This is a genomic window from Nocardia takedensis NBRC 100417, from assembly GCF_000308695.1.
GTDB classification, from domain to species: Bacteria; Actinomycetota; Actinomycetes; order Mycobacteriales; family Mycobacteriaceae; genus Nocardia; species Nocardia takedensis.
This window is the reverse complement of the sequence record NZ_BAGG01000002.1, coordinates 82237-107045: the sequence shown is the minus strand read 5'-3', so window position 1 is coordinate 107045 and position 24809 is coordinate 82237. Positions and strand designations below refer to the sequence as shown.

The window sequence follows — 24809 nt, the reverse complement described above, 5'->3', positions numbered from 1 at the left end:
CCCGGACGGCCCGACCCGGTCACAGCGGCAGCAGGTGGTGTTTGCGCGGATTGCGCGCCAGCTTCTTGTCGCGCAGCAGGTGCAGGGCCCGGCGCAATTCCAGGCGGGTGCTCGCCGGTTCGATGACGGCGTCGATGTAGCCGCGTTCGGCGGCCACCCACGGGGTGGCCATGGTGGCGTTGTAGAAGTCGATCATCTGCTGACGCATCGCCGCGCGTGATTCCTCCGGGGCCGCGGCCAGTTGCTTGCCGCCGATCAAACTCACCGCGCTCTCCGCGCCCATCACCGCGATCCGGGCGGTCGGCCAGGCCAGATTCACGTCCGCGCCCAACTGTTTGGACCCCATCACGGCGTAACCGCCGCCGTAGGACTTGCGGATCACCACCGTCACCTTCGGGACCGACGCCTCCACGAAGGAGAACAGGAACCGGCCGCCGCGCTTGATGACGCCGATCTTCTCCTGTTCCACGCCCGGCAGGAAGCCCGGCGTGTCCACGACGAAGATCAGCGGGATCTCGAACGCGTCGCACAGACGCACGAAGTGGGCGGCCTTGTCCGAGGCGCGGGCGTCCAACGCACCCGCGTAGACCATCGGCTGATTGGCGACCACGCCGACGCTGGACCCGTCCACGCGGGCGAATCCGGTGAGGATATTGCGGCCCGCGGTCGCGCCGACCTCGTGGAAATCACCGTCGTCGAAGATCCGCAACAGGATGTCGTGCATGTCGTAGCCCGCGTTGTCGGCGTCGGGCACCAGCGAATTCAGTTCCCGATCCGAATCGGTGATCTCCGGTTCGATTCCGGGATTCACGATCGGCGGCGATTCCTGGCAGCTGGTCGGCAGATAGCCCAGATACGAACGCACCCACTCGAACGCGGCGGCCTCGTCGTCGGCGACGTGGTGGATGTTGCCGTATTCGGCCTGGCTCTGCGCGCCGCCCAGTTCCTCCAGGCTGACGTCCTCGCCGGTGACCTCGCGGATCACCTTCGGCCCCGTGACGAACATGTACGCCTCGCGGGTCGCCACCACCACGTCGGTGTTGATCGGCGCGTACACCGCACCGCCCGCGCACTTTCCGAGAATCATCGAGATCTGCGGCACCAGACCCGACAGCGGTTCCTGCCGCCGCCCGAGTTCGGCGTACCAGGCCAGCGAAGTCACGGCCTCCTGCACGCGCGCGCCACCGGAATCGTTGATACCGACGACCGGGCAGCCCACCTTGGCCGCGTACTCCATGATGTAGGCGACCTTGCGGCCGAACATCTCCCCGACCGAACCGCCGTAGACGGTCTGGTCGTGGGAGAACACGGCGACCGGCCTACCGTCCACCTGGCCGTGCCCGGTGACCACGCCGTCACCGTAGAGAGCGCCGGATTCACCCGGCTTGCGCACCAGCGCGCCGATTTCCACGAATGTGCCCGGATCGAGCAGCATGTTGATCCGGTCGCGGGCGCTGGGAATCCCTTTCGCCGCCCGCTTGGCCACTCCCGCTTCACCCGCCGGTTCCTGCGCCAGTTCGAGGCGCTTACGGAGATCGGCGAGTTTCTCGGCAGTAGTGCTCACATGGCTCCCTTCGCCTCTATGGCAATGAGTTTCGCGGTGAGGTCGGCGCCGATCTTGCCGATGCGCGGCTCGTCCACGATCTGGAGATGGTCGCCCGGGATGTGGATCACTTCGAGCTTCGTCAGATATTCGTCCCAGCCGCCGTTCGGGCGTCGGTCGGCGAAACGCGGCTCCAACTCGATGGCACCGTCGTGGTAGCGATCGGCCAGGTAGAGCACCACGTCGCCGTCGTAGCGCGCGGGCGTGACGCGGCCCAGCGCGCGGCTCTCCACCCAGGAGGTGCGCTGATGTTCCAGCACGCCGCCGGGGATCTTCGCGCCGCTGAACTTGACCAGGTCGCCGATCATCTTGAACTGCTCGTCGTCGGGGGCCAGCGCCAGTTCCTCGAGCTGTTCGCGGGGCAATTCGCCCTGCAAGCCGTAGGTCTTCTGGGCGAAGGATTGGTAACGCTCGATCCGGCGGATCCGCTCGGCCGGGCTGTTGTCCTCCGGTTCGACCGGGATCGCCAGGTCGATCAGACCCAGCAGTCGCACGTCGGCGCCCTCGGCGCGCAGCAACTGCGCCACCGCCATCGCCAACACCGCGCCCAGCGACCAGCCGTAGAGCACATACGGTCCGTCGCCCTGGATCTTGCGCAACTGCGGCAGGTACTGACGCGCGCGCTCCTCGATCTCGCCCTCGGCCCGCTCCACGCCGTACATCGGCGTATCGGCGGGCAGACGCTTGAGCAGCGGTTCGTAGACCAGGGTGTTGCCGCCCGCCGGATGGAACACGAACACCGGTACCGCCGTGGAACCCTCGACTCGCGGCCGCAGCGGACGCACGAAGCCGTCCACGTCGGCGCCGCTGTCCTGGAGGTTGCGCACGATCTCGGCCAACTGCTCGATGGTCTCGCAGTCCAGCACGTCGTCCAGGGTGACCTCGGCGTTGACGCGTTCGGTCAACCGGGCCGCGAGCTTCTCGGCGACCTCTTCCTCGAGGATCGGCAGGGTGTTGAAGACGCCCCCGGCCGATTTGCCGGTGACGATCGCCCAGGTGGCGTAGGTCAGACGTTCGGCGGCGTCGCGCGGGGGCACATCGTCCTCGCCCGCGGTGTCGGCCGCCGGTTGCGCCCCGCCGAACAGGCCCGTCTCCGCGACCACGGCCTTCGCGGCGCCGGCCGCGGTGGTGTCCTCGGCGTCCAGCGCCTTCTCGACCCGCGCCTGCTCGGCCCGGACCCGCGCGGTCTCCTCCGGCGTGGCCTTCGGCGGGGTGGCGGTGCCCGGGACCTCACCGGTGATGCCCGCCCGCTGCTCGGCCTCGACCACGATGGCCTCGGCCTCGGCCTGCACCGTGGTGTCCTGGACCGGGCGCACGGGTTCGCCCGCGGCGGCCCTGGCCGCGGCGGCCGGGTCCTCGCCCGCCTCCAGCGCGGCGCGCGCGGCGGCGACGAAACCGCCGTCCGCGCCGATGTCCTCACCGGCGGCCTGCCGCTCGGCGATGGCCTGCACCTCCTCGCGATGCTCGATCGCATAGCGCAGCACCTTGCCGACCTCGTTGAGATTGGCGTCGCGCACCGCCTGCATCTGCAACTGCGGGATGTCGAACTCGTACTCGACCCGGTTCTTGATGCGCATCGCCATCAGCGAATCCAGACCCAGCTCCATCAGCGGGATCTCCATCGGCAGGTCCTCGACGGCGTACCCCATCGATTCGGCGACGATCAACGCCAACCGGTCCTCGAGGGTCTGCGAGCCCTTCGGATCCCAGCGATCGCCGAAGTCCGCGAGATCGGCCTCGACGGTCTCCACCGCCGCCACCGGGGCCGCCGTGACCGGTTGCGCCACGAACGATTCCGGCAGCGGAGCGCCCGAGGTGACCACCGCGTCGAACAGCAGCGCGAACCGCTGTTCGTCACGCGCGTGCACCTGCACCGACGCGCCGCCGGGATGCGGGGTGAGCGTGGTGGTCAGCGTGCCGGTGACCGGAATCGGGGCGTGCGCCACCGAGACTCCCACCGCGACGTCGCTGAGCACCTGCGCCGCGGCGGCTTTCACCAGCGCGGCCGCGTCGGTGACCGCGCCCGCGCGGACCTGCCACACGTGGCGGCCGTCCGGCAGCGCGACGTGCGCGCCCGGGACCCGGGAATCCCCGGACCCGGCGGCGATGCGCACCTTCGGCCAGAACTCCTTGCGCAGGAACGTGGTCCGCGGGATGTCGGCGTAGTCGCCCGCCGGCAGCAGCGACGGCAGATCCACCAGGTGGCCGTGCACGTAGAGCTGGGCCAACGCGGAGATCACGCCCGCGGACTCGTCCTCTTTGCGCTTGAGCGTCGGGATCAACTGCGCGTCGTGCAGGCCGGCCGCGAACGTGGTGCCCAGCACCTGCATCAACGCCACCGAATTCGGCGCGAGCTCCAGGAACGTGGTGTGCCCCGCGTCCACGGCTATCTTCACCGCGTTGGTGAAGTACACCGAATGGCGCATGTTGGTGACCCAGTAGTCCTCGTCGTGCAACGGGTCCGAACCGGGCCGGAAGTACTGCTCCTTGCGCACCGTCGAATACAGGCCCGCGGTCAGCTTCGACGGCTCGATACCCGCCAACTCCGCCGCCAACTCGCCCAGCAGCGGATCCATCTGGGAAGTGTGGCCCGCGCCGCGCGTCTTGAGCACGCGGGCGAACTTGCCCGCCGCCTCGACCTGGGCGACGATCGCCTGCACCTGATCCTGCGGGCCGCCGATGACGGTGTTGGTGGGGGCCGCGAACACGGCCATCTCCACGTCGGGGTAATCCGGCAGCAGCTTCTCGACATCCTCGACGCCGAGTTCGACCAGCGCCATGTTGCGCACATCGTCGTCGGAGACCATCGCCTCGCCCTCGCCCATCAGGCGCGAACGCGCGCAGATGACCCGCACCGCGTCCTCGAGACTCAAGCCGCCGCTGATGTAGGCGCCCGCGACCTCGCCCATCGAATGGCCGACCACCGCTTCCGGCTTCGCGCCGTGCGCGCGAAGCACCGCCGCCAGACCGATCTGAATGGTGAAGATGCCGACCTGGGAAGTGCCCACGTCGTAGTCCTGGCCGTCGTCCAGGATCATCTCCCGGATCGAATACCCGGCCTCGTCCTGCACCAGTTCATCGACCTCGTCGACGGCCCGGCGGAAGACCGAATTCTCCTCGTAGAGCTGCTTGCCCATCTTCCGATGCTGGGCGCCGAACCCGGACAGCACCCAGATCGGGGCCTGCGCGGCGGGCGCGTCGGCGGTGAACACGCCCGTACCGGGCTTGCCCGCCGCGATATTGCGGAGACCGGCGACCGCCTCGTCGTGGGTAGCCGCGACCACCACACCGCGCGACCGCCAATGGCTGCGCTTGGCCAGCGACCGCGCCACATCCGCCAACGGCACCTCGCGGCCCGCGTCGGATTCGAGCCAATCGGCCAGTTCCGCCGCGGCCCGGCGGCGGCGCGAGGGCAGGTAGGCCGACACGGCCAGCACCACCGGCAGCGGCTCCGCGCGGTCGGTCGACCACTCCGGCTCCGCGACGACCTGCGGTTCGGCGTCCGCGTCCTCGGCGTCCGCGTCGGCCGCCGCGCGCTCGGCGGGCGGCACGTACTCCTGGATGACCAGGTGGGCGTTGGTGCCGCCGAAGCCGAAGCCGGAGACGCCGACCGTCGCCACACCGCTGTAGCGGGGGAACTCCGTCGGCTCGTCCACGACCTTCAGATGCGCCTGATCCCACTGGATGAACGGGTTCGGCCCGGCGTAGTTGATCGACGGGGGCAGCACGTTGTGCTGGAAGGCCATCAGGATCTTGGCCAGGCTCGCCGCGCCCGCACCCGATTCGATGTGACCGAAGTTGGTCTTCGCGGAACCGAGCAGCGCGGGCTTGTCGGCGTCGCGGCCCCGGCCGACGACCCGGCCCAGCGCGTCGGCCTCGATCGGATCGCCCAGCAGGGTTCCGGTGCCGTGCGCCTCGATGTAGTCCACCGTCGACGGGTTGATCCCGGCGTCGCGGTAGGCGCGGCGCAGCACGTCGACCTGCGCTTCCGGATTCGGCGCGACCAAGCCGTTGGACCGGCCGTCGCTGTTGACCGCCGAGCCCTTGATCACGCCCATGATGCGGTCGCCGTCACGTTCGGCGTCGACCAACCGCTTCAGCACGATCAGACCCGCGCCCTCGGAGCGGGCGATGCCGTCCGCGTCGGAGGAGAACGCCTTGATGCGACCGTTCTCGGCGAGCGCGCCGATGGAGTCGAACCCGAGCGTGATCACCGGGGCGAGCAGCATGTTCACGCCGCCCGCCAAGGCCAGTTCGGCCTCGCCCGAACGCAGCGCGCGCACCGCCTGGTGCACCGCGACCATCGTGGAGGAGCACGCCGTGTCGACGGCCACCGACGGGCCGCGGAAGTCGTAGAAGTAGGAGATCCGGTTCGAGATGACGCCCGAGGACCCGCCGGTCAGCGCGTAGGCGTCGGCCGAGGCGGGCGCGTCCGGATCGGATTCGCCCAGACCGAGCGCGGCGACCAACTGGAAGTCGTTGGTGGAGGTGCCGATGAACACGCCGACCGATTCGCCCTTGAGCTCACTGGCCGGAATCCGCGCGTGCTCCAGGGCCTCCCACGCCAACTCCATCATCAGGCGCTGCTGCGGATCGACCCGCTCGACCTCGATCGGGGACATCGCGAAGAACTCCGCGTCGAAGCCCTTCACCACCTCTTGATCGAGGTAGCCGCCCTTGGTGTGCCCGGCCGCGACCCGCTCCGCGACGGCGGGTTCGGACAGGAACTCCGACCACCGGCCCTCGGGCAGATCCCGGATCGCGTCACCGCGATTGATGAGGAACTCCCAGGTCGACTCCGGGGTGTTCCCGGCCCCGGGTAGCCGGGTGGACAGACCGACGATCGCGATGTCGTGGGCCTCGTCCGCCGTCAGGGCGGTATAGAGGGCCTCATCGGCGGCTTCCTCCGGCGCGTCCGGTTCACCGTTGATGATCCGCTCGGCCAGCGAGGCGATCGTCGGATGCTGGTAGACGACGGTCGCGGTCAGCACCACGCCCGTCAGTTCCTCGATGTCGCCACCGAGGGCGAGGGCGTCGCGCGAGGCCAGACCGAATTCCTCCATCGGCCGGTCGACGGTGATCTGCTCGACCGTCTGACCCGTCGCGTCGGCGACCCAGCGCCGCAACCACTCCCGTAACTCCGACACCGTCAGATCGGTGGCCGGAGTCACGGTCGCCCGCTCGGCGGGCGCGGCGGCGCCCGCCGAGTCGGCGGAATCGTCGGTCGGTACGGGCGTGCCCTCGTTGTCAGCCATCAATTCCTCAAGCTACCTGTCTGCATACCGGGCGACCGCCAAAATGACGCTCGGTTGTCGGGTCGAGCGATGTCTAGCACTCGGGAGCGGGACTACTCGTCAGGTGCATCGGGGAATGCCTGCTGGGTGTAACCACCCCGCAGCGTTCCCTCCAGATACGCGGTCTTGCAGGCGCGGCGGGCGATCTTGCCGCTGGAGGTCCGCGGGATCGATCCGGCGGGCACCAACAGCACGTCGCGCACCGTCACACCGTGCCGCTGCGAGATCGCCGCGCGTACCGCGTCGGCGATCGGACCCGGATCAGCCTTGCCCGCGCCCGGCCCGCGTTCGCCGACGACCACCAACTGCTCGGAGGCGTCGTCGTTGTCGAACGACTTCAGACCGGAGTGGCTGCCCTGCTCGAAGACCTCGGCGGGCAACTGGTTCGCCGGCACCGAGAACGCCGCCACGAAACCGGGCCGCAGCGCCGAACTGGCCTCCTGCGCCGAGAATTCCAGATCCTGCGGATAGTGGTTGCGACCATCCACGATCACCAGATCCTTCACCCGGCCGGTGATATAGAGCTCACCCTCGAAGTAGACGCCGTAGTCGCCGGTGCGCATCCAGTCGGCGTCGGGCGCGGTGCCCTCGGCGTGACTGCCCTCGGCGACCCGGTGGCTGACCCGGTTGCGGAAGGTCTTGACCGTCTCCTCCTCGCGACCCCAGTACCCGATGCCCATGTTGGCGCCGTGCAGCCAGATCTCGCCGACCCGACCGTCGGGCAGTTCGTGGCCGCCGTCGGACTCCACCGTCTCCGGGTCGACGATCGCCGCCCACTGCGAGAGCGCGACATACCCGCAGGACACCTGCGCGATCGCGTTCTCCTCGCCTTGGTCGACCTTGACCATGCGACCCGCGTTGAGTTCGTTGCGGTCGACGTAGACGACCTTGGCCTCGTCCTCGGACTTGGTCGCCGAGACGAACAGCGTGGCCTCGGCCATGCCGTAGCAGGGCTTGATCGCGGTCTTGGGCAGACCGTACGGGGCGAACGCCTCGTTGAACTTCTTCATCGAGGACGTCGTCACCGGCTCACTGCCGTTGATCAGGCCGATCACGTTCGACAGGTCCAGCGTCTCGCCGTTCTTCGGCAGACCGCGCGCGGCGGCGTGCTCGAAGGCGAAGTTCGGGGCGGCGGCGAAGGTGCCCGCGCCGTCGGAGACCGCGGCCAATTCCTTGATCCAGCGGTAGGGACGCCGCACGAACGCGCTCGGGGACATGATCGTGATGTAGCGACCGCCCACCGCGGGCAGGATCACCGTCAGCAGACCCATGTCGTGGAACAGCGGCAGCCAGGTGACGCCGCGTGAATTCCAATCCAGATTGATCGCCTCGACCATCTGCAACAGATTCGTGCCGACGGCGCGGTGGGTGATCTCCACGCCCGCGGGCACCCGGGTGGAGCCGGAGGTGTATTGCAGATAGGCGATATCGTCGATCTTGATATCGGGACGCACCCAGGTGTCGCCGACACTGTCGGGAATCGCGTCCACGGCGATGATGCGCGGCCGCTGCGCCGCGGGCAGCGCGCGGAAGAACTGCCGCACGCCCGCCGCCGAACTGCTCGCGGTGAGGATCGCCGACGGGGTGCAGTCGCCCAGCACCGCGTGCAGACGATCGGTGTGACCTGGCTCGTCCGGATCGAACAGCGGCACCGAGATGCAGCCCGCGTAGATCGCGGCGAAGAAGGAGATCACGTAGTCCAAGCCCTGCGGGGCCAGCACCGCGACCCGATCACCCGGCTTGGTGACCTGCTGCAATCGAGCGGCCACCGCGCGCAGCCGAACACCGAACTCCTGCCACGTCAGCTCCAGTACCTCACCGTCGCGTTCCCGCGAGTAGTCGATGTAGCGGTACGCCAGCGTGTTCGCGTCGTTCCTGGTGTGCTTCTCGACGTGATCAACCAGGGTGTGATCCTCGGGAATACGAATGTTCCCGGTTTCGTCCAGGTAGTCGTCGAAAGTCTCTTCCATTCCTTCTTCTCCTCCGAGGCACACGCAGCAGTACGGCGACAACGCCGCTGTCACCTGTGAGGCCCCGACTCGCTTTCGCCCGCGGGTGCTCCAAATTGTCGAGAGCCAACCTGCAGATTTTCGTGCGGTCTGCGCGGTGACCGCTATCGGCTAGATGTCCTCAAACCAGGGTCATGTTACAGAGAAGACCGGATCACTCGTCCCGCAGCATGGGGATAACCGGAGCGAATGCGTCCATCTGGGTGGGGAAGACCCCGACATAGGACATCGAGGTGAGCCGTCGCACAGTACGCAGCTGCTCGGCGATCTCCTCGAAGGTGCCGATCGCCACGTAGGGCGAGGCGAGGATGTCCTCGACCGACAACTTCACGTCGACCTCGAGATCGGGATGCAGTCCGCGATCCAGCGCCGAGAGCGCCATCTCCGCGGTCTTCTCGCGATCGTCGGTGATCACGATGGCGGTGATGGCCCAGTTCAGCTCGATGTCGGGGAAGCGGTCACCGGCCGCCTCCTTGATCAGCTCGACCTTCTCGATGGTCTTCTCCAAGGTGATGCCGGAGAGCAGACCCTTACCGTTCTTGGTGGTGACCGGAACGATCGAGATGATGTCGGCGTGCTTGGCCGCCAGGCGCAGCATCTTGGGCCCGCCGCCGCCGGTGCAGATCGGCGGGCGCGGCCCCTGCCGCGGCCGTGGAGTGCCCTTGACGCCGTGCACCTGGTAATGGGCGCCCTCGAAGGTGCATTCCTGACCGCGCAGCAGCACGTCCAGGATGGTCAGCGCCTCGTCCAGTTTGGCGATGCGCACGCCGGGCGAATCGTAGACCAGACCGGCGGCCTGGTACTCGTCCTGCTTCCAGCCCGCGCCGATGCCGACCTCGAGGCGTCCCTTGGACAGCACGTCGATCGTCGCCAGATCCTTGGCCAGCACCACGGGGTGCCGGAAGCCGTTCGCCAGGACCGAGGTGCCCAACCGGATCCGCTCGGTGGCCTGCGACAGCGCGCCGAGCGCGGCGATCGGGCCGATCTGATCACCCAGGTGATCCGGGACCACGAAGGTGTCGAAGCCGTATTCCTCGGCCTGCTGCGCGGTCTGGATGAACTTGCGCGCGCCACCTTCCTGCTTGTTCCCCTCGCCGGCGGCGGCGAAACGGAACGGTCGCAGCGGAACCCCCTGCGCGGTCGACCCGGCATCCGCTGCGCTGGTGGCCGAGACGGCCGGTGCGGCGGCTTGTGTCATGAACTCGTGCTCCTGGGTGTCGGCGGTGCGATCATCAGCGCACTTTACAACGTGCGGACCAACCAGAGTACGGATGTCGCAACGGGCAATGGACGACCACCGGCCGACACCCGCGAGGGCTGTGAAAGGTCATGAATGCGCCGGATGCGGCGCGCCCTCGATCAGGTCCGCGGCCCACGCCGACATCCACGCCGTGGCGGTGGTGCCGCTCTCGTCGACCTGGAAGCCGTTGTACAACGCGTGCACCGGATTGCCCGCCGCGCGCACCAGCGTCAGCACGCTGCTCACGAAGTTGACCGGGCTCAGCGCCTGCCGCGGCGAATCGCAGATGAGGTCGCCGGGGGCGCAGATGGTGAAGGTGCGGCCCGCCAGTTCGCCGAATCCGCCCTTGCGCGGACCCGTCATCGTGATCCCGGGCACTTTCACCCCCGTCAGCGCGATCTCCGCGCCGACGCCCGCCGGAGCGGGGCCGATCTGGGTGGCCTCACCGGCCCCGGTGTCCCCGGTCCGGCGACCGTCGGCGATCAACGCCACACCCAGCACCTTGTCGGCGGCCACCGGGCCGTCGCCCGCGCCGATGCGGCTCGCGATGTCACCGGCGATGACCGCGCCCTGCGAGAAACCCGCGAGCACGTAGGTGGTCAGCGGGCAGTCCTTCGCGCGCTGGGCCATGAAATCGATCATCCGCTCGGTGCCCTCGGAACGGCTGTTGTTGTAGGACTCCTGACCGTCCGGCGGGAACGCGACCGGATTGGAGAACTGCGCCACGTACGGGACGGTGTAGACATCCACCCGCTCCGACGGGAACCGCTGCTGGATCGGGCGCGAGACGTTGAGCATCAGCGACGCGGGATTGGCCCCCGGGCTGTACGGATCGTCGGCGGTGCTGGACTCCCACGTGCCCGGCACGGAGATCATCTGCACGTCGGGGCACCAGGCGGGTTGCGACGTCGGCGGTTCCGGTGGCTTGGGACCCGGCCCCGGCACCCGCTCGCACCCGGCGAGCATGTACCAGGCCAGCACGCCGATCGCGACGACCAGCGCGAGGACTCCGAGCACCGTCAGACATCCCACCGGCCTCGACCGACGGGATCCGGAACCGCGACGCGCACCCACTAGCAGTAGTTCTGCTTGGCGGAATCGATGTAGATCTTCCCGGCCTGCTCCACCGACATCTTCGCCGGATCGAAGGACGGGTCCGACCCGGCCATCGCGTTGACGAAGGTGGACAGGTCAGCCTCGGACGCGCCGGCGGCCACGCCCTGGCAGACGTAAGCGCCGATGCTCAGCGCGATATCCGGGCTGGCCGGGGTGACGCCCTGCGACTGCAACGAATTCAGGAACTTGCGCTCCTTGTCGGCCATGCCCGAGGTGTCCTGCTCGGTCGTCGGCACCGGCGCGGGGCGCTCCGGTTCGGCGGACTCGCTGGGCGGGGACTCCGGGGCGGGGGCGGCCGACTCCTGCGCCGTCGTCGCGGGCGCGCTCGACGGGGTGGCCGCCGCGGTCGTGGTGGACAACGTCGGCGTGCTGGTGGCGGTCGAATCGTTGTCGCCGCACGCGCCGAGCAGGCCGACAGCGCCGAACGCCACGGCGATGCCGAGAACCTTTCCACAGGTCCGATGCATGAATTCGTATCCTCGATCTGTTCACAGGGACGCGGTCGCCCCCAGGGTAGAGGGTTTCCCCGGGCCGCGGTCCCCGGTACCGGTCCGTTCCACGGCGGATGCGCGGGGTCGTCGGAGGATATGCCCGCGTCGTGGCCGTTCAAACGGCGTCAGGGCAGGCCGTGCACCTCGGGCCGATCGCCGCGCACGACGACGAAACCGGCCTGGAAGTTCTGCTGTGTGCCGCCCGGGACGGGGAACTCGTCGCTGATCGGGTAGCCGAGCCTGCCGTTCTCGAAGTGCTCGGCGCCCCAGGCGTCCATGATCGGTCCGCGACGCACCGCCCACGCGCCGGAGAGCGGGCTCCAGTAGATGTTGCCGCCCTCGAAGGTGGTGTAGCGCCCGAGGTCCTTCAACGGGGCCTCCTCCCCCGTCGGGAACCCCAGCTTGCTGTTCTCGAAGCCCTGTTCGGCGTATTTCGCCAGAATCAGGCCCCCCACGGGGTGGGCGCCGGTGCGCGGGCTGTAGTAGAAGGGACCGCCCTCGAACCCCTGTACCGTGCCGTCGGCGGTCGGGGTCCGCTGCTCGGGTCCGGTCGGATAGGCGGCGGGTCCGCGCTCGAATCCCTGCCTGGCCCACTCCTCCAGGATCGCGCCGCGCACCACCTGCGCGCCGGTCTGCGGCGTCCAGTAGAGCGATCCGTTCTGGAAGGTCTGCATCCGGCCGCGTCCGTCGGGCAACCCGATCTCGAAACCGGTGGGCAGACCCAGCGCGCCGCCGGGCCCTTCGGCCGCCTGGTAGCCGCCGCCGATCGGACCGCCGACCGGGAACGCGCCCGCGGCCTGCGACCACAGCACCCGGCCGTGCCGGAAGTCCTGGGCGAGACCGCCCTCCACGGGATACTCACCGGTCAGGCAGTCGCCCAGCCACCCGTTGCCCTCGGCCACCGGGGCGATCGCGCCGCCCGGCGCGCACGCGGGCTTGTTCTCCTCGACCGCCAGCGCCGCCGCGGCCTGCGGCCAGGACTGCCGCATCTCGAAATCCCAGTACGGCCAGGTGTGCGTGCCGGAGGGCCGGTAGTTCACCTGCGCCGGAATCGACAGTTCGCCGAGTTTGGTGACGAAGTTCTGTGAGGTCAGCCGGGACAGGATCTCCAGACCGGTGCCCGCCAGATTGGTGCTGATGCCGGGAATCCCGGTGGCCAGGTCGTGCGGACCGGTGGCCCCGCTGCCGCTGGAGATGTAGAGGCTGACCCCCTTGAGTTTCTCGGCGAGGGCGTACGGGTCGTGGTTCTCCCACTCGGGACTCGTCGGCGGACCCCACATCGCGGCGGAGTCGAACCCGCCCGCGTCCCGCATGGCGAAATCGATCGCCTGCGGCATGCCGAGGGTCGTGGTGGTGAGGAAACCGGAATAGGAGGCGGCGTAGCGGGCGAACCCCGGATTGCGGCCCGCCAGGAACATCGCCGCGGTCCCGCCCATCGACAGCCCCTGCATGCCGCGGGCGTCGGTGGCACGCCACTGACTCTCCAACAGCGCGGGCAGTTCGCGGGTGAGGAAGGTCTCCCACATGTAGGTCCGGCCGTTGTCGGGCCGCAGCCAGTCCGAATAGAAACTGGACTGTCCGCCGATCGGCAGCACCACGGTGACGTTCTTGTCCGCGTAGAAGTCCTGCGCGCCCGCGTCCTTGGTCCACCCGTTCTCCTCGTCGGTGGCGCGCAGGCCGTCCAGCATGAACAGCACGGGGAAACGGGCGTCGGGGCGGGCGTTCCAGTCGCGGGCCAACAGCAACTGGATCTGGACGGGCGCGCCCATCGACGGCGAGAACACCGACAGCGCGACGCGACGGTCACCGAGCCACACCACGCGCTGCACCGAGGCGGCCACGGGGGTCGCGGTCGGCTGCGCCGCGACCGGCGGGGGCGTCAGTCCGGCCGCCATCGGCAGGACAAGGGCGGTGGCCAGCAGCGCGAGACGGCCGCGCACACCGCGCCGCCGGTCGTGTCTGTTCGCCCTCCGCATCCGGATCACAGATGCTTTGTACTCCCGCCACCACCGCAATCCCGGGATGACGCGCGGATATCCGGCTAATCATCGCCCAGCCGTTATTCGATCCGCTCACATGCGAAAACTCGCGAATCAGGCGAGTAGACACGTCGATCCACCGATACCAGCAGCCATTCAGCTATCGGACGGCGCGAAAGCTGTGGGCGATCGGCGTATTCCACCCGGACACACGAAAACGGCGTCACCGCCTCGAACGAGGGGTGACGCCGTTTCGGCTACGAAGAGTGGATCACCGGCCGCCGGTGGCGACTGCGGATCACCGGCCGCCGGTGGCGACCGCGGATCACCGGCCGCCGGTGGCGTCCAGGATGCCCTGGCGCGCGTTGAACAGCTGGCCTTCCCAGTACTTCCACGAGTGCGTGCCGGACGCCGGGAAGTCGAAGTAGGCCGGGATCTTCAGCGAGTTCAGGCGGACCTGGAACGCGCGGGTGTTGACCAGCGACAGGGCCTCGAGCGCCATCGCGTTGCTGGTGTTGAACACGCCGACCGCCGAATTCGGGCGATCGAACTGACCCGGCAGGCCGCTGGCCGCCGAGATGTACATCGGCAGACCCTTGAGCTGCGGCGCGAACACGAACGGGTCCATGCGCAGCCACTGCGGGCTCCACGGCGCGGCCATCGAGTCCACGTTGAAACGGCCCGCGTCCAGCATCGCGACGCGGATGGCCTCGCGCATACCCGGCGCCGAGATGTTCAGGTAGCCGGAGAAGGAGGAGGCGTGCTTGAACTGGTCGCGGTGGTAGGCGGCCAGCGCGAGGGCGGCGCTGCCACCCATCGACAGACCCGCGACCGCGTTGTTGGTCTTGGAGACGCCGTAGTTCGCGAGGAAGTTCGGCAGCTCGCGAGTGAGGAAGGTCTCCCACTTGTAGGTCGACTTCTGCCCGTTGGTGTTGGAGGGCGTGACCCAGTCCGCGTAGAAGCTGGACTGACCGCCGACGGGCATCACCAAGGTGATGTTGTCGTTGGCGAACTGCTGCATCGCGTTGGTCTCGAAGGACCAGGCGTTGCGGTCGTCACGCGCTCGCAGGCCGTCGAGCAGGTACAGCGCGGCGCTGCCGCCGCGCGAGGCCCACTGGACCTGCACCTTGATCGGGCCCATGGTGGACGGAACCATCAGTTCCTCGTAGCCACCGGCCGGCGCGCGCAGCACCGGAGCCGGGGCGGCGACCGCGGCGGTCGGGGAAGCCACGGCGGCGGCGATCGGTAGCGCCAGTGCAGCGGCACCGACAGCCAGAATTCGATGACGCCAACCGCGAGGTGCGACTCGCCTGCCCGACTTATTTCTCCTCGGCGCGGCGGCCCTGCCGAAACGCATGAATCCTGCTCTCTTTCTGCTGTTGTGGCATCGCCCGCACCCGTGAGGGTTCGGACAACACCCGTGTCGCCAACGAGACGCACGCCACAACGCACCGGACCCCGACTTGCCGGTGCAGAGGGCAGCGCTACAACGATCTGGTCACACTTATGCTCGCAGGAGGATATTCGACACCCGATTTCCTTGGCAAGGCCGTGGGATCTCCGGTGGCCGAAATCCGCGCGAGCACAATCTGTGATGGTGCGGAGACCATACCGCGTCCACCCGGTGATGTCGTCCCGGGACCGGTAATTCGTTACCTCATCCGAGATAGGCACTCAGATCCGGCAGCATCTTGTAAACCTGGGCCTCCCAGTAGTGCCAACTGTGCACACCGACGGGCGTGTAGTCGAAAACGGCGTTCGCTCCGCCGATGCTGTCGATGCGGGCCTGGAAGGCGCGCGTGTTGGTCAGCGCGATCGTTTCCAACGCCATGGCATTGCCCAGGTGGTAGACGTCGATGGGCTCCTCGATGACGTCCTGCGGGCCGTTGCGGCCGTTGCCGGTGGCGATCCACAGCCGGGTTCCGTTCTGGCGCAACAGTGGCGCGAACATGAACGGATCGTTGCGCAGCCAGCGCGGGTCCCACGGCGGCCCCCACATGGCGTCGATATTGAACCCGCCGGCATCCAACAGGGCCAGTCGCAGCCCCTCCCGCATACCGGGCGCGGAGATATTCAGGTATCCGGAATACGAACCGGCGTAGCCGAATTGGTCGGGGTGATATGCGGCCAGCGTCAACGCCGCGCTGCCGCCCATCGACAAACCGAAGACGCCGTTGCCGTAGGGGTTGAATCCGAGGCGCTCGCGCAGGGCCCAGCGCAGGTCGTCGGTGAGAAAGGTCTCCCAGGCGTAGGCGGTGCGCTGGCCGTTGGTATTGCTGGGCGCTATCCAGTCCGAATAGAAGCTGGAGCGGCCGCCGACCGGCATCACCACATTGATGTTCCACTGTGGCAGCACTCGGGAGATCTGCGTATCGATCTCCCACCCGCTGAGATCGTTTCGCGCGCGCAGGCCGTCCAGGGCGTAGACGACGCGGTCGGTGTTGCCGTCGGCGGCGCGGAATACCCGCGATTTGATCGGACCCATCCGCGAATCGACCCAGAAGTCGATGCCCGCGGGATCGAGGGCCGCCGCCGCGGGCGGAGCCACCCCGACCGCGGCCACCCCGAACGGGACCGCGAGCGCGACGCTCACCGCCGCCGCCCACCGTCGCAGGGAAAACACCGCGCGACCACCGTCCGACCGCATCGCGTCCGACCTTTCGCCGGCGGTCGCCGTCGACCGCACCCCGTCGTGCCCGTGGTTCGACTCCCCACCGACCACCTCGAGCCCGTGTCTCGGCGTTACCGCAACTTCTATATGCGGATATTCGGGACGGCCCACGGGAAAACGCCCCGCGAGACCGGATCGTGATGAAAACCGGAGAATTGCCGGCCGTGATTCGGCACCGTCGTACGCGCCCGTACCGGCGGCGGTCGTGACGTTCGCGAACCGACCGCCGACACCGAATCGGAAAGAACGGAACTCAACCGATATTGGCCGACAGATCGGGGATCATGCGGTACGCCTCGTCCTGCCAGTTACTCCAGGCGTGGATGCCGAAGGCCGGGAAGTCGTAGACGGCGTTACCGCCGCCGAGGGTCGCCATCCGCACCTGGAAGGCGCGGGTGTTGGCCAACGCGAGCGCCTCCAATCCCATGCCGTTGAGCGTGTTGAAACTCGGGGCGTCGTTGGACGTCGGCAGACCGCTGGCCGCGGCGATCCACAACCGGGTGCCGTTGCGCACCAGGTTCGGCGCGAACACGAACGGGTCCATCCGCAGCCACTGCGGACCCCACGGCGGGGCCATCGCGTCGACGTTGTAGCCGCCCGCGTCGAGCATCGCGATACGGATGGCCTCGCGCATGCCCGGCGCGGAGATGTTGAGGTAGCCCGAATAAGCGCCTGCGAAGCTGAACTGATCCGGGTGGTAGGCCGCCAGCGTCAGCGCGGCGCTGCCGCCCATCGACAGACCGAACACGCCGTTGCGGTTCGGGTTGAAGCCGAGACGGTCACGCAACGCCCACCGCAGGTCGTTGGTCAGGAACGATTCCCACTGGTAGCGATAGCTTTTGCCCGGCCCGCCGGTCAATCCGTTGAGCGCGCCGGAACCGGAACTCGATCCGGTGCCCGCGGGAATGCCGAAGAATTCGCTCGGCGCGTTCCAGTCGGCGTAGAAGCTCGACATCCCGCCGACGGGCATGACCACGTTGATGTTCCAACTGGCCAGCACCTGCGGGACGTTGGTCTCGATCTCCCAGCCGTTGAGGGTTTCCGGCGCCCGCATCCCGTCCAGGACGTAGACGACGCGGTTGGTGTTGCCGTCGGCGGCGCGCAGTACCCGCGACTTGATCGGCCCCATGCCGGAGTCGACCCAGAAGTCGAAGGCCGCGGGATCGAAGGCGGCGTTGGCGGGCGCGCCGCCCGCCATCATCGCCAGCGGCGCCAGCAGGGTCAGCGCGAGACCCGCGGCCGCGCGTCGGATCAGGGAACCGCGGCCGGTCCGGTGCATCGGTCCGCGCTTGCGGCGAATAGTTCGCATTCGACTCGACCTCTCCCTCGGACGGCCGACGGCAAATGAGAAGCTACCGCCACGGCCCCCTCATCGGGCGCAGTGATTTTCACATCCGCGACAAAAAGGATGTTTCGACCTCAGCGCATACTCTCGGTGTATCAATCGACAACGAATGCTTCCATGTTGCTGGAAAGTGATACAAGCCACAAGTACCCGGGGGGAACGTAATTCGGAAACGTCGAACGCCCGGTGCGCGCGGCACCGGGCGTTCGCGGATCGAGGCGGAGATCAGCCGATGTTGGCCGACAGGTCCGGGATCATCCGGTACACCTCCGAGGCCCAGTTGGCCCAGTTGTGGATACCGAAGGACGGGAAGCTGTAGGTCACGTTGTTCGCGCCGAGCGTGGCCATCCTGACCTGGAAGGCGCGGGTGTTCACCATCGCCAGGACCTCCAGCGGCGAACCCTGCACGATGCCCAGCGGATCGATCGAATCACCGGCGGCGGGGATACCGCTGCCCGCGGCCACCCACAGGCGGGTGTTGTTGGCCTTGAGTCGCGGCGCGAACACGAACGGGTCCATCCGCAGCCACTGCGGACCCCACGGCGGGGCCATCGCGTCGATGTTGTAGCCGCCCGCGCTGATCATCGCGACGCGCAGCGCCTCGCGCATGCCCGGCGCGGAGATGTTCAGGTAGCCGGAGTAGGCACCCGCGTAGACGAACTGATCCGGGTGGTAGGCCGCCAGCGTCAGCGCGGCGCTGCCGCCCATCGACAGACCGAACACGCCGTTGCGGTTCGGGTTGAAGCCGAGACGGTCACGCAACGCCCACCGCAGGTTCTCGGTGAGGAAGGTCTCCCACTTGTAGGTGTTGGTCTTGCCCAACGTCTCCTGCCAGCCCGACGAACCGGTCAGCGCCGAACCCGAGGACGAACCGGACGGACCGGAACCGGTGGGGATGCCGAAGAAATTGCTGGGCGCGTTCCAGTCGGCGTAGAAGCTCGACGGACCGCCGACCGGCATGACCACGTTGATGTTCCACTTGGTCAGCTCGCGAGCGACCTCGGTGTCGTTCTCCCAGCCGTTCAGATCGCCCCGCGCGCGCATACCGTCCAGCGCGTAGACGACCCGGCCGGTGTTGCCGTCGGCCGCGCGGAAGATGCGCGACTTGATCGGCCCCATACTCGAATCCACCCAGAAGTCGAAGGCGTCGGGGTTGAACGCCGCCGAGGCGGCACCCGTCCCGCCCGCCATCGAGGCACCCAGGGGTAGTACAACGGCCATCGACAACAGCATCGTCCGCTTGAGCCAGCTACCGACTCTCCGACCACTCGGACGACCATCCTGTGCCCTACGCCCGATAACGCCTCGCATCTAGTTCGCTCCTTCATTCGACCGGATTTCGGCCGCGTTCGACGGTGCCCGCCGGATTCCGTCACAAGTTCGACGCCCCGGCGGGCATACCCCGACCGAGACTAACCTGCCATCGATGCAGGTGCGTTATCAAACCGAGACGCGGCGGCGTTCGCCACTTTGTGAAGTCTGCCAAGTCGACCACCGCGCCCACTGTGTTCGGAAAAGCCTTCTGAGCCTACTGGGGCGGATGTGACTCGCCCGGTTGCGACGCGATTCTCCGTTCAGCGCGGCGGTTGCGGAACCGGGTCCACCAGACCGCACCGCTGGATCTCGTACTTGGGCACCCGGTCGATCCGGTAGGCCGCGAAGGTCAACGAGTTGCGCAGATTGTGCCGCCACCGCTCGAAGGTCAGCGGCTCCCGGTAGGAGACCATCAGCGCCTGGGTGTCGGGACAGGTCAACGCGGTCCGCGCCTGCACGACCCAGTCCTCGTCGAGATACCAGGGCATCCACGGCTTCCGGTCGACCATGCCCGCGTCGACCACGACCCAGTCCGGATACAGGCTCTTGTCGTGGCCGATCCGGCCGTCCACCAGGCGGTCGGAGTGCGCGGCCAGCGGGTAGGCCAACCCCATCTGGTCGATGACGCGCACGTCCAGCGGCACGTTCATGCTGGTCATGCCGAGATTCAGGAAGAACACGGTGTGACCGGCACCCTCCGGCGGGATGGGCTGCGGCGGCGGCGCGACGTACCAGAACAGGAACGACGGCGAATTCAGCAGCAGACCGCCGTTGGGCGAGGCGGCGATGTCGTTGACCATCGCGCGCATCCGCGGGTAGTCGAGGTAGTCCTCGGCGCGGATCGGATGATCGTGCCCGGTGTTGAGCACGTAGTAGACGCGTTCGTCGACGATGCCGGAGGAACTGATCTTGGTGCCGGTCTCGATGGCGGTGGTGTCGGAGGCGAACAGCGCCCAGCCGACGGTGCCGACCCAGGCCAGCGCGATCGCGGCGGGAACCGCGTCGAGGCGACCCGCGCGCACCGGAGCCCGCACGGGGATCACCGCGACCGGCAGCAGGAACAGGAACAGTTGCGGCAGCAGCATGCGGCCGTGCATGAAGTCGCCGCCGACCCGGACCGCGTAGACGGTGAGCAGCGCCGCGCTGAACAGCACCAGGGCGACGACCGCGCTCGGCGAGCGCAGCCATTCGCGGGCGCGATCCAGGCGGGCGCGCAGCGTCTCCGGCGCTTCGATGCCGACGCGGCGATCGAAGGCGCCCGTCGCGCGCGCGGCGACCGCGCCCGCGACGAGCAGCAGGATCAGCGGAACCAGCAGGAAATAGGGACCGACGAGATCCCACAGGTAGGTCAGGCCCTGCCCCCACTTGGCCCCGCCCGCGTCCTTGGCGACCGCGGTGTTCGGGTAGGGCAGGCCGTAATAGCCCATCCGCCAGATCTGGTAGCCCATCGGCAGCAGGCCCGCGACCGCGATCACCAGGACGCGCAGCGCCGTCGGGCCGAACCGGAACGCCGGCATCGGTGCGAGGAAGACCATGAGCAGCGCCAGCGCGCCGACCAGCGCCATCTCCGGGCGGATCAGCGGAGCGAGACCGGCGAGGAAGACCAAGCCGAAAAGTCCGGCGACGCGGACCCGTTCGGCCTGCGCCCACCGCATCAACTGCCACCACAGCAGGCCGAGCCAGCAGATGACCAGCCCGCTCTCCAGACCGGAGGTGACGTAGTCGCGGGCGGGCGGCACCGCGATGTAGACGAACGCGCCCGCGGGCAGCAGCAGCCCCGTGCGAGCGCCGCCCCACAGTCGGGCCGAGCCGAGCATGGCGAACACGATCGCCGCCAGCGACAGCACCATCGCGATCGCGAGGACCACGTACTCCAGGCGGAGTTGGGTGAGCCAGCTGAAGAACCAGACGATGTAGGTCCACGCGGTGCTGGTGTTGGTCTCCACCCGTTCGCCGACGTTGAAGACCGGACCGTTGCCCGCCAGCAGGTTTCGGACCGTGCGGAGCACGATCAGGCCGTCGTCGGCGATCCAGCGCCGCTGCCAACCGCCGATCGCGAACAGCGCGACGGTGAGGACCACCCCACCGACGAATGTGGCACGGGAGACATGCGCGAACCGCGACACCGAGCCCGCCCGATCACGGGCGGGTAGCTCGGTACCGTCGGTTCGCTCCGCTCCCTCTACCAACATCTCGTCAGGTGAGATAGACAGCGACACCTACCGCTCCGATCCAGGCGATTGCGAGGAACTGGAGGACGCGATCCCCCAGTGCGATCTCTTCGGGTTCACCGGCCTCGCCGCCATCGACGTCGACCGCGTAACGCAGAACTGCGATGGTAAACGGAATCATCGAGATGGCATACCAACCCGTGTCGTTGGCCTCGCCCTGCTGGAAGGCCCACAGGCCGTAGAAGACCACGAGCGCCGTCGCCGCGAGATGCCAGACGAACCGCAGGTAGGTGGGGGTGTAGTACTCGAGCGACTTGCGGATCTTGGCGCCGGTGCCCAACGCGATCTGGAGTTCGGCGTAGCGCTTGCCCGCGGCCATGAACAGCGAGCCGAAGGCCATGATCAGCAGGAACCACTGCGACAGCACGATATCGGCGGCCGCGCCGCCCGCGACCGCGCGCAGCAGGAAGCCCGAGGACACGATGCAGATGTCGAGCACGGCCTGGTGCTTGAGACCGAAGCAGTAGGCCAACTGGATGCCGATGTAGACCGCCATCACCACGGCCAGCTTCCACGACGCCAGGAACGAGGCCGCGATCGCGCCGACCAGCAGCGCCACCGCGAGCGTGTAGGCGAGGTTGACGGGCACGACGCCCGCGGCGATCGGGCGGAAACGCTTGGTCGGGTGCGCCCGGTCGGCCTCGACGTCCATCGAGTCGTTGACCAGGTAGATGCCCGAGGCCGCGACGCAGAAGACCACGAAGGCGATGGCCACGTGCCACAGTACCGCGCCGTCGCTCAGGACATCGGGGCCCGCCGCCAGCGGCGCGGCGAGCACCAGGACGTTCTTCACCCACTGCCGCGGCCGGACGGCCTTGATCAGCCCGCCGCCCAGCGACTTGGGCGGACCCTTCACGGCGGCCTCGGCCAGGTCCGCGCCGGTCGGATCTTCACTCATGTCTACCAAGGCCTTTTCTCGTGCGGTCACAGTTCATCCAATGTTCGGCTGTCCGGAAGCCCTGCGCGGGTACGCAAGCTACCCCCTCCGAGCACGCCGCTTCTCGGCGGCCGACACCACGGCGGCCGACGCGGCCCCGAGCGCGGAACCGGCGAGCACGTCGGAGGGATAGTGCACGCCGAGCACGACCCGGGACAGCAGCATCGGTGGTACGAGCACCGCAGGCAAGGGTAGCCCGGTCAGCCTGCCGAGCAACACGGCAGCCGCCGTCGTCGAGGTCGCGTGCGAGGACGGGAAGCTCAACTTGCTGGGCGTACCCACGTTGATCTGCACCGAGGGGTCGTTGGGCCGGGGGCGGCGCACCACCCGCTTGATGACGATCGAGGCCGCGTGCGCGCCGACCGCGCCGACCGCGACGCCCGCCCACTGGCGACGACGCGGCTTGTCCACGAGCCATCCGGCGGCGGCGATGCCGATCCAGCCGAGCGCGTGCTCGCCGAAATGCGACATGCCCCGCGCCGCCCGCACGACCTCCGGCCTGCTGCCGAGGGTGGCCTGCACGGCGTTGATGATCGCGACCTCCGGCGGCCGCGCGGCGGCGGTCGGCTCGGTCGCCGACACGGGACGACCGTGTCCGTTGGCACTGGGGTACCCCACCGCCGGATCGCCTCCGGCGGCATCGGTGACCGGATTCACTTCTGGTCGCTCCCGTCGATCCCGAACGCCTTCTCCCAGGCGGCGGTGCTGGTCAGCTGCGGATGCGCCTCGCGGTAGCGGCGGCGCATCTCCGGATACCGCTCGGTGAGCTCCTTGCGCAGGCGCAGCGCCTCCTTGAACAGCACGAGCGCCTGGCGCGGGTCACGTTTGCGGTAGACGACGCCGCGTCCGTCGGCCGTCGTCACGGTGACACCGTCGACCTGCGAGAGCAGGAACCAGCGCGCGTCCAGGGTGGGCACGTTGAGCTGCGGTGTGCTGTGGTGTTCGGGCCGCGCGGCTTTGAAGTTGTGCAGCACGCCCTTGGCGAGCCGGACCACCTTGGCGATCGGGTTCGCGGGTTCGCCGACCGCGCCGACCTCGAGGTGGCTGGCAGGCGGCAGTTCGGTGGAGGACGGCAGGATGACCGCGTCCGGGAAGCTGCGGCGCAGTTCGTGCACCGCGCCCAACGCGCTGGGCAACAACTGGAACAACCGCTCGGGGCCGGCGAGGAAATCCTTGATCGCGAGATTCTGGATCGCGACCGTCGAGTATTCGAGGCACAGCAGATGTTTCAGCGTGGCTTTGACGGTGTTGAGCACCATCGGCTTGCCGTCGCCCGGCAGGTGCAGTGTCGAGACGACCAGGCGATTGCGCAGATGGAAATACGCCTGCCAGTCGATGGCGTCGTCCTTGTCGCTCCACGCCATGTGCCACACCGCCGCACCGGGCAGGGTGACCGTCGGATATCCGTGATCGCGGGCGCGCAGACCGTATTCCACGTCGTCCCATTTCAGGAACAGCGGCAGCGGCTGACCGATCTCCTCGGCCACCGACCGCGGAATCACGCAGGTCCACCAGCCGTTGAAATCGACGTCGATGCGCCGGTGCAGCAGCTTGGAATTGTCGCGGTCCTTGAGCGGATATTTCGAGAAGTCGTGGTCGTATTCGACATTGGGCGCGGAGGTCCACATGAAGATGCCGCGGTCGACGACCTCGCCCATCGAATGCAGATGGGACCGCTCCTGCAAGTTGAGCATCTGTCCGCCGACCAGCATCGGCGATTTCGCGAAGCGGGCGAAGGCCAGTGCGCGCAGGATCGAATCGGGTTCGATCTCGATGTCGTCGTCCATGTAGACGATGTATTCGGCGTCGGTGTGCTTCAACGCCTCGTACATGACCCGGCTGTATCCGCCGGACCCGCCCAGATTGGGCTGATCGCGAATGGTGAGCCGGTCGCCGAGCACCGCGGCGGCCTCGGTGAAACCGGGTTCGTCGACCACCTTGCGGTTGCCCTGGTCGGCGACGATCACCGCGGCGACCCGGTCCAACACCAGCGGGTCCGAACCGAGCGCGGCCAGCGTCTTGACCAGGTCGGTGGGCCGGTTGAAGGTGGGCATGCCGACGGCGATGCTGCCCGCGCCGGGCGCGGCCACGGGGGCGAACCAGCCGCCCGCCAGCAGCGTCACCGCGGTGTCGGTGGTGATGTCGAACCAGATCCAGCCACCGTCCTCGAACGGGGCCAGATCGGTCTCGAACTCGACCGTCACCGACTCCGCGCCGGGCTGGACAGCGAATTCCTTGCCCTGCACGTGGATCCGCGACCCGTCGGCCTTGGAGCGGTAGACGTCGACGCGCCCGTGCCCGGCCAGTTCCAGCCGCAGCACCACCGAGGCCAAGATGCTCCAGCGCCGCCAGTAGCTGGCGGGCAGCGCGTTGAAGTAGGTGCAGAACGAGACTTCCGACTCCGCGCCGATCGAGAGTTCGGTACGGGTGCTCGCGTGCGCGCGCCGCGCGTTGGTCGGCGATTCCTCCAGGTAGAGGGTGCGCACGTCGAGCGGTTCGCCCGGGCGGGGCAGGATGACGCGTTGCAGCAGCGAGGTCGCGCGGGTCTGGGAGGTCATGTCTTCCACTGTCGACGGGGA

The 24809-nt window shown here is 68.3% G+C and carries 15 protein-coding genes; all 15 read right to left on the bottom strand.

From position 1 onward, the window contains the following. Window positions 1-19: 19 nt before the first annotated feature. The 15 genes from ON30_RS00640 to ON30_RS00570 all read right to left on the bottom strand — a co-directional run bounded on the left by ON30_RS00640 (window position 20) and on the right by ON30_RS00570 (window position 24788). The gene (locus ON30_RS00640) at window positions 20-1564 is read right to left on the bottom strand and encodes an acyl-CoA carboxylase subunit beta (protein WP_040703291.1); all 1545 of its coding nucleotides are present in this window, start codon (window positions 1562-1564) and stop codon (window positions 20-22) included. Continuing rightward, complete coding sequence (gene pks13, locus ON30_RS00635; protein ID WP_083911062.1) at window positions 1561-6858, bottom strand: polyketide synthase Pks13; 5298 nt, start codon at window positions 6856-6858, stop codon at window positions 1561-1563. Before pks13 ends, ON30_RS00640 begins: the two co-directional genes overlap by 4 nt. A gap of 92 nt (window positions 6859-6950) precedes the next feature. Next, complete coding sequence (fadD32, locus tag ON30_RS00630) at window positions 6951-8867, bottom strand: long-chain-fatty-acid--AMP ligase FadD32 (RefSeq protein WP_040703289.1); 1917 nt, start codon at window positions 8865-8867, stop codon at window positions 6951-6953. 193 nt (window positions 8868-9060) lie between these two features. Then, entirely contained in the window at window positions 9061-10104 is a 1044-nt protein-coding gene (locus ON30_RS00625; RefSeq protein ID WP_040703287.1) for an LLM class F420-dependent oxidoreductase, read from the bottom strand. Window positions 10105-10233: 129 nt separating this feature from the next. After that, window positions 10234-11220 (bottom strand): cutinase family protein, encoded by a 987-nt coding sequence (locus ON30_RS00620; RefSeq protein ID WP_051028786.1) that lies wholly within the window; start codon window positions 11218-11220, stop codon window positions 10234-10236. Beyond that, a complete protein-coding gene (locus ON30_RS00615; RefSeq protein ID WP_040703286.1) occupies window positions 11220-11729 on the bottom strand; it encodes a DUF732 domain-containing protein in 510 nt (169 codons plus the stop codon). Before ON30_RS00615 ends, ON30_RS00620 begins: the two co-directional genes overlap by 1 nt. 149 nt (window positions 11730-11878) lie before the next feature. Next, window positions 11879-13729 (bottom strand): alpha/beta hydrolase-fold protein, encoded by a 1851-nt coding sequence (locus ON30_RS00610; protein ID WP_051028785.1) that lies wholly within the window; start codon window positions 13727-13729, stop codon window positions 11879-11881. A gap of 328 nt (window positions 13730-14057) precedes the next feature. Beyond that, a complete protein-coding gene (locus tag ON30_RS00605) occupies window positions 14058-15089 on the bottom strand; it encodes an alpha/beta hydrolase (RefSeq protein WP_245553883.1) in 1032 nt (343 codons plus the stop codon). Window positions 15090-15389: 300 nt separating this feature from the next. Then, window positions 15390-16379 (bottom strand): alpha/beta hydrolase, encoded by a 990-nt coding sequence (locus tag ON30_RS00600; RefSeq protein WP_040703441.1) that lies wholly within the window; start codon window positions 16377-16379, stop codon window positions 15390-15392. Between the two features lie 277 nt (window positions 16380-16656). After that, window positions 16657-17712 (bottom strand): alpha/beta hydrolase, encoded by a 1056-nt coding sequence (locus tag ON30_RS00595; RefSeq protein ID WP_040703282.1) that lies wholly within the window; start codon window positions 17710-17712, stop codon window positions 16657-16659. Between the two features lie 261 nt (window positions 17713-17973). Then, window positions 17974-19059, bottom strand: a complete 1086-nt coding sequence (locus ON30_RS00590) for an alpha/beta hydrolase (RefSeq protein WP_169334859.1) — start codon at window positions 19057-19059, stop codon at window positions 17974-17976. 263 nt (window positions 19060-19322) lie between these two features. Next, complete coding sequence (locus ON30_RS00585; protein WP_218006222.1) at window positions 19323-21254, bottom strand: arabinofuranosyltransferase AftB family protein; 1932 nt, start codon at window positions 21252-21254, stop codon at window positions 19323-19325. Between the two features lie 4 nt (window positions 21255-21258). Continuing rightward, window positions 21259-22191 (bottom strand): decaprenyl-phosphate phosphoribosyltransferase, encoded by a 933-nt coding sequence (locus tag ON30_RS00580; RefSeq protein ID WP_040703280.1) that lies wholly within the window; start codon window positions 22189-22191, stop codon window positions 21259-21261. A 78-nt stretch (window positions 22192-22269) separates the two neighbouring features. Then, entirely contained in the window at window positions 22270-22812 is a 543-nt protein-coding gene (locus tag ON30_RS00575; RefSeq protein ID WP_051028803.1) for a phosphatase PAP2 family protein, read from the bottom strand. Window positions 22813-22883: 71 nt separating this feature from the next. Further along, complete coding sequence (locus ON30_RS00570; protein ID WP_051028783.1) at window positions 22884-24788, bottom strand: glycosyltransferase; 1905 nt, start codon at window positions 24786-24788, stop codon at window positions 22884-22886. Between the last annotated feature and the right edge of the window lie 21 nt (window positions 24789-24809).

Bases quoted from the DNA above. Each gene is read 5' to 3' on its own strand.
- pks13 (WP_083911062.1), bottom strand. From the start codon at position 6,858: ATGGCTGACAACGAGGGCACGCCCGTACCGACCGACGATTCCGCCGAC.
- fadD32 (WP_040703289.1), bottom strand. From the start codon at position 8,867: ATGGAAGAGACTTTCGACGACTACCTGGACGAAACCGGGAACATTCGT.
- ON30_RS00625 (WP_040703287.1), bottom strand. From the start codon at position 10,104: ATGACACAAGCCGCCGCACCGGCCGTCTCGGCCACCAGCGCAGCGGAT.
- ON30_RS00615 (WP_040703286.1), bottom strand. From the start codon at position 11,729: ATGCATCGGACCTGTGGAAAGGTTCTCGGCATCGCCGTGGCGTTCGGC.
- ON30_RS00610 (WP_051028785.1), bottom strand. From the start codon at position 13,729: ATGCGGAGGGCGAACAGACACGACCGGCGGCGCGGTGTGCGCGGCCGT.
- ON30_RS00605 (WP_245553883.1), bottom strand. From the start codon at position 15,089: ATGCGTTTCGGCAGGGCCGCCGCGCCGAGGAGAAATAAGTCGGGCAGG.
- ON30_RS00600 (WP_040703441.1), bottom strand. From the start codon at position 16,379: ATGCGGTCGGACGGTGGTCGCGCGGTGTTTTCCCTGCGACGGTGGGCG.
- ON30_RS00595 (WP_040703282.1), bottom strand. From the start codon at position 17,712: ATGCGAACTATTCGCCGCAAGCGCGGACCGATGCACCGGACCGGCCGC.
- ON30_RS00590 (WP_169334859.1), bottom strand. From the start codon at position 19,059: ATGCGAGGCGTTATCGGGCGTAGGGCACAGGATGGTCGTCCGAGTGGT.
- ON30_RS00585 (WP_218006222.1), bottom strand. From the start codon at position 21,254: ATGTTGGTAGAGGGAGCGGAGCGAACCGACGGTACCGAGCTACCCGCC.
- ON30_RS00580 (WP_040703280.1), bottom strand. From the start codon at position 22,191: ATGAGTGAAGATCCGACCGGCGCGGACCTGGCCGAGGCCGCCGTGAAG.
- ON30_RS00570 (WP_051028783.1), bottom strand. From the start codon at position 24,788: ATGACCTCCCAGACCCGCGCGACCTCGCTGCTGCAACGCGTCATCCTG.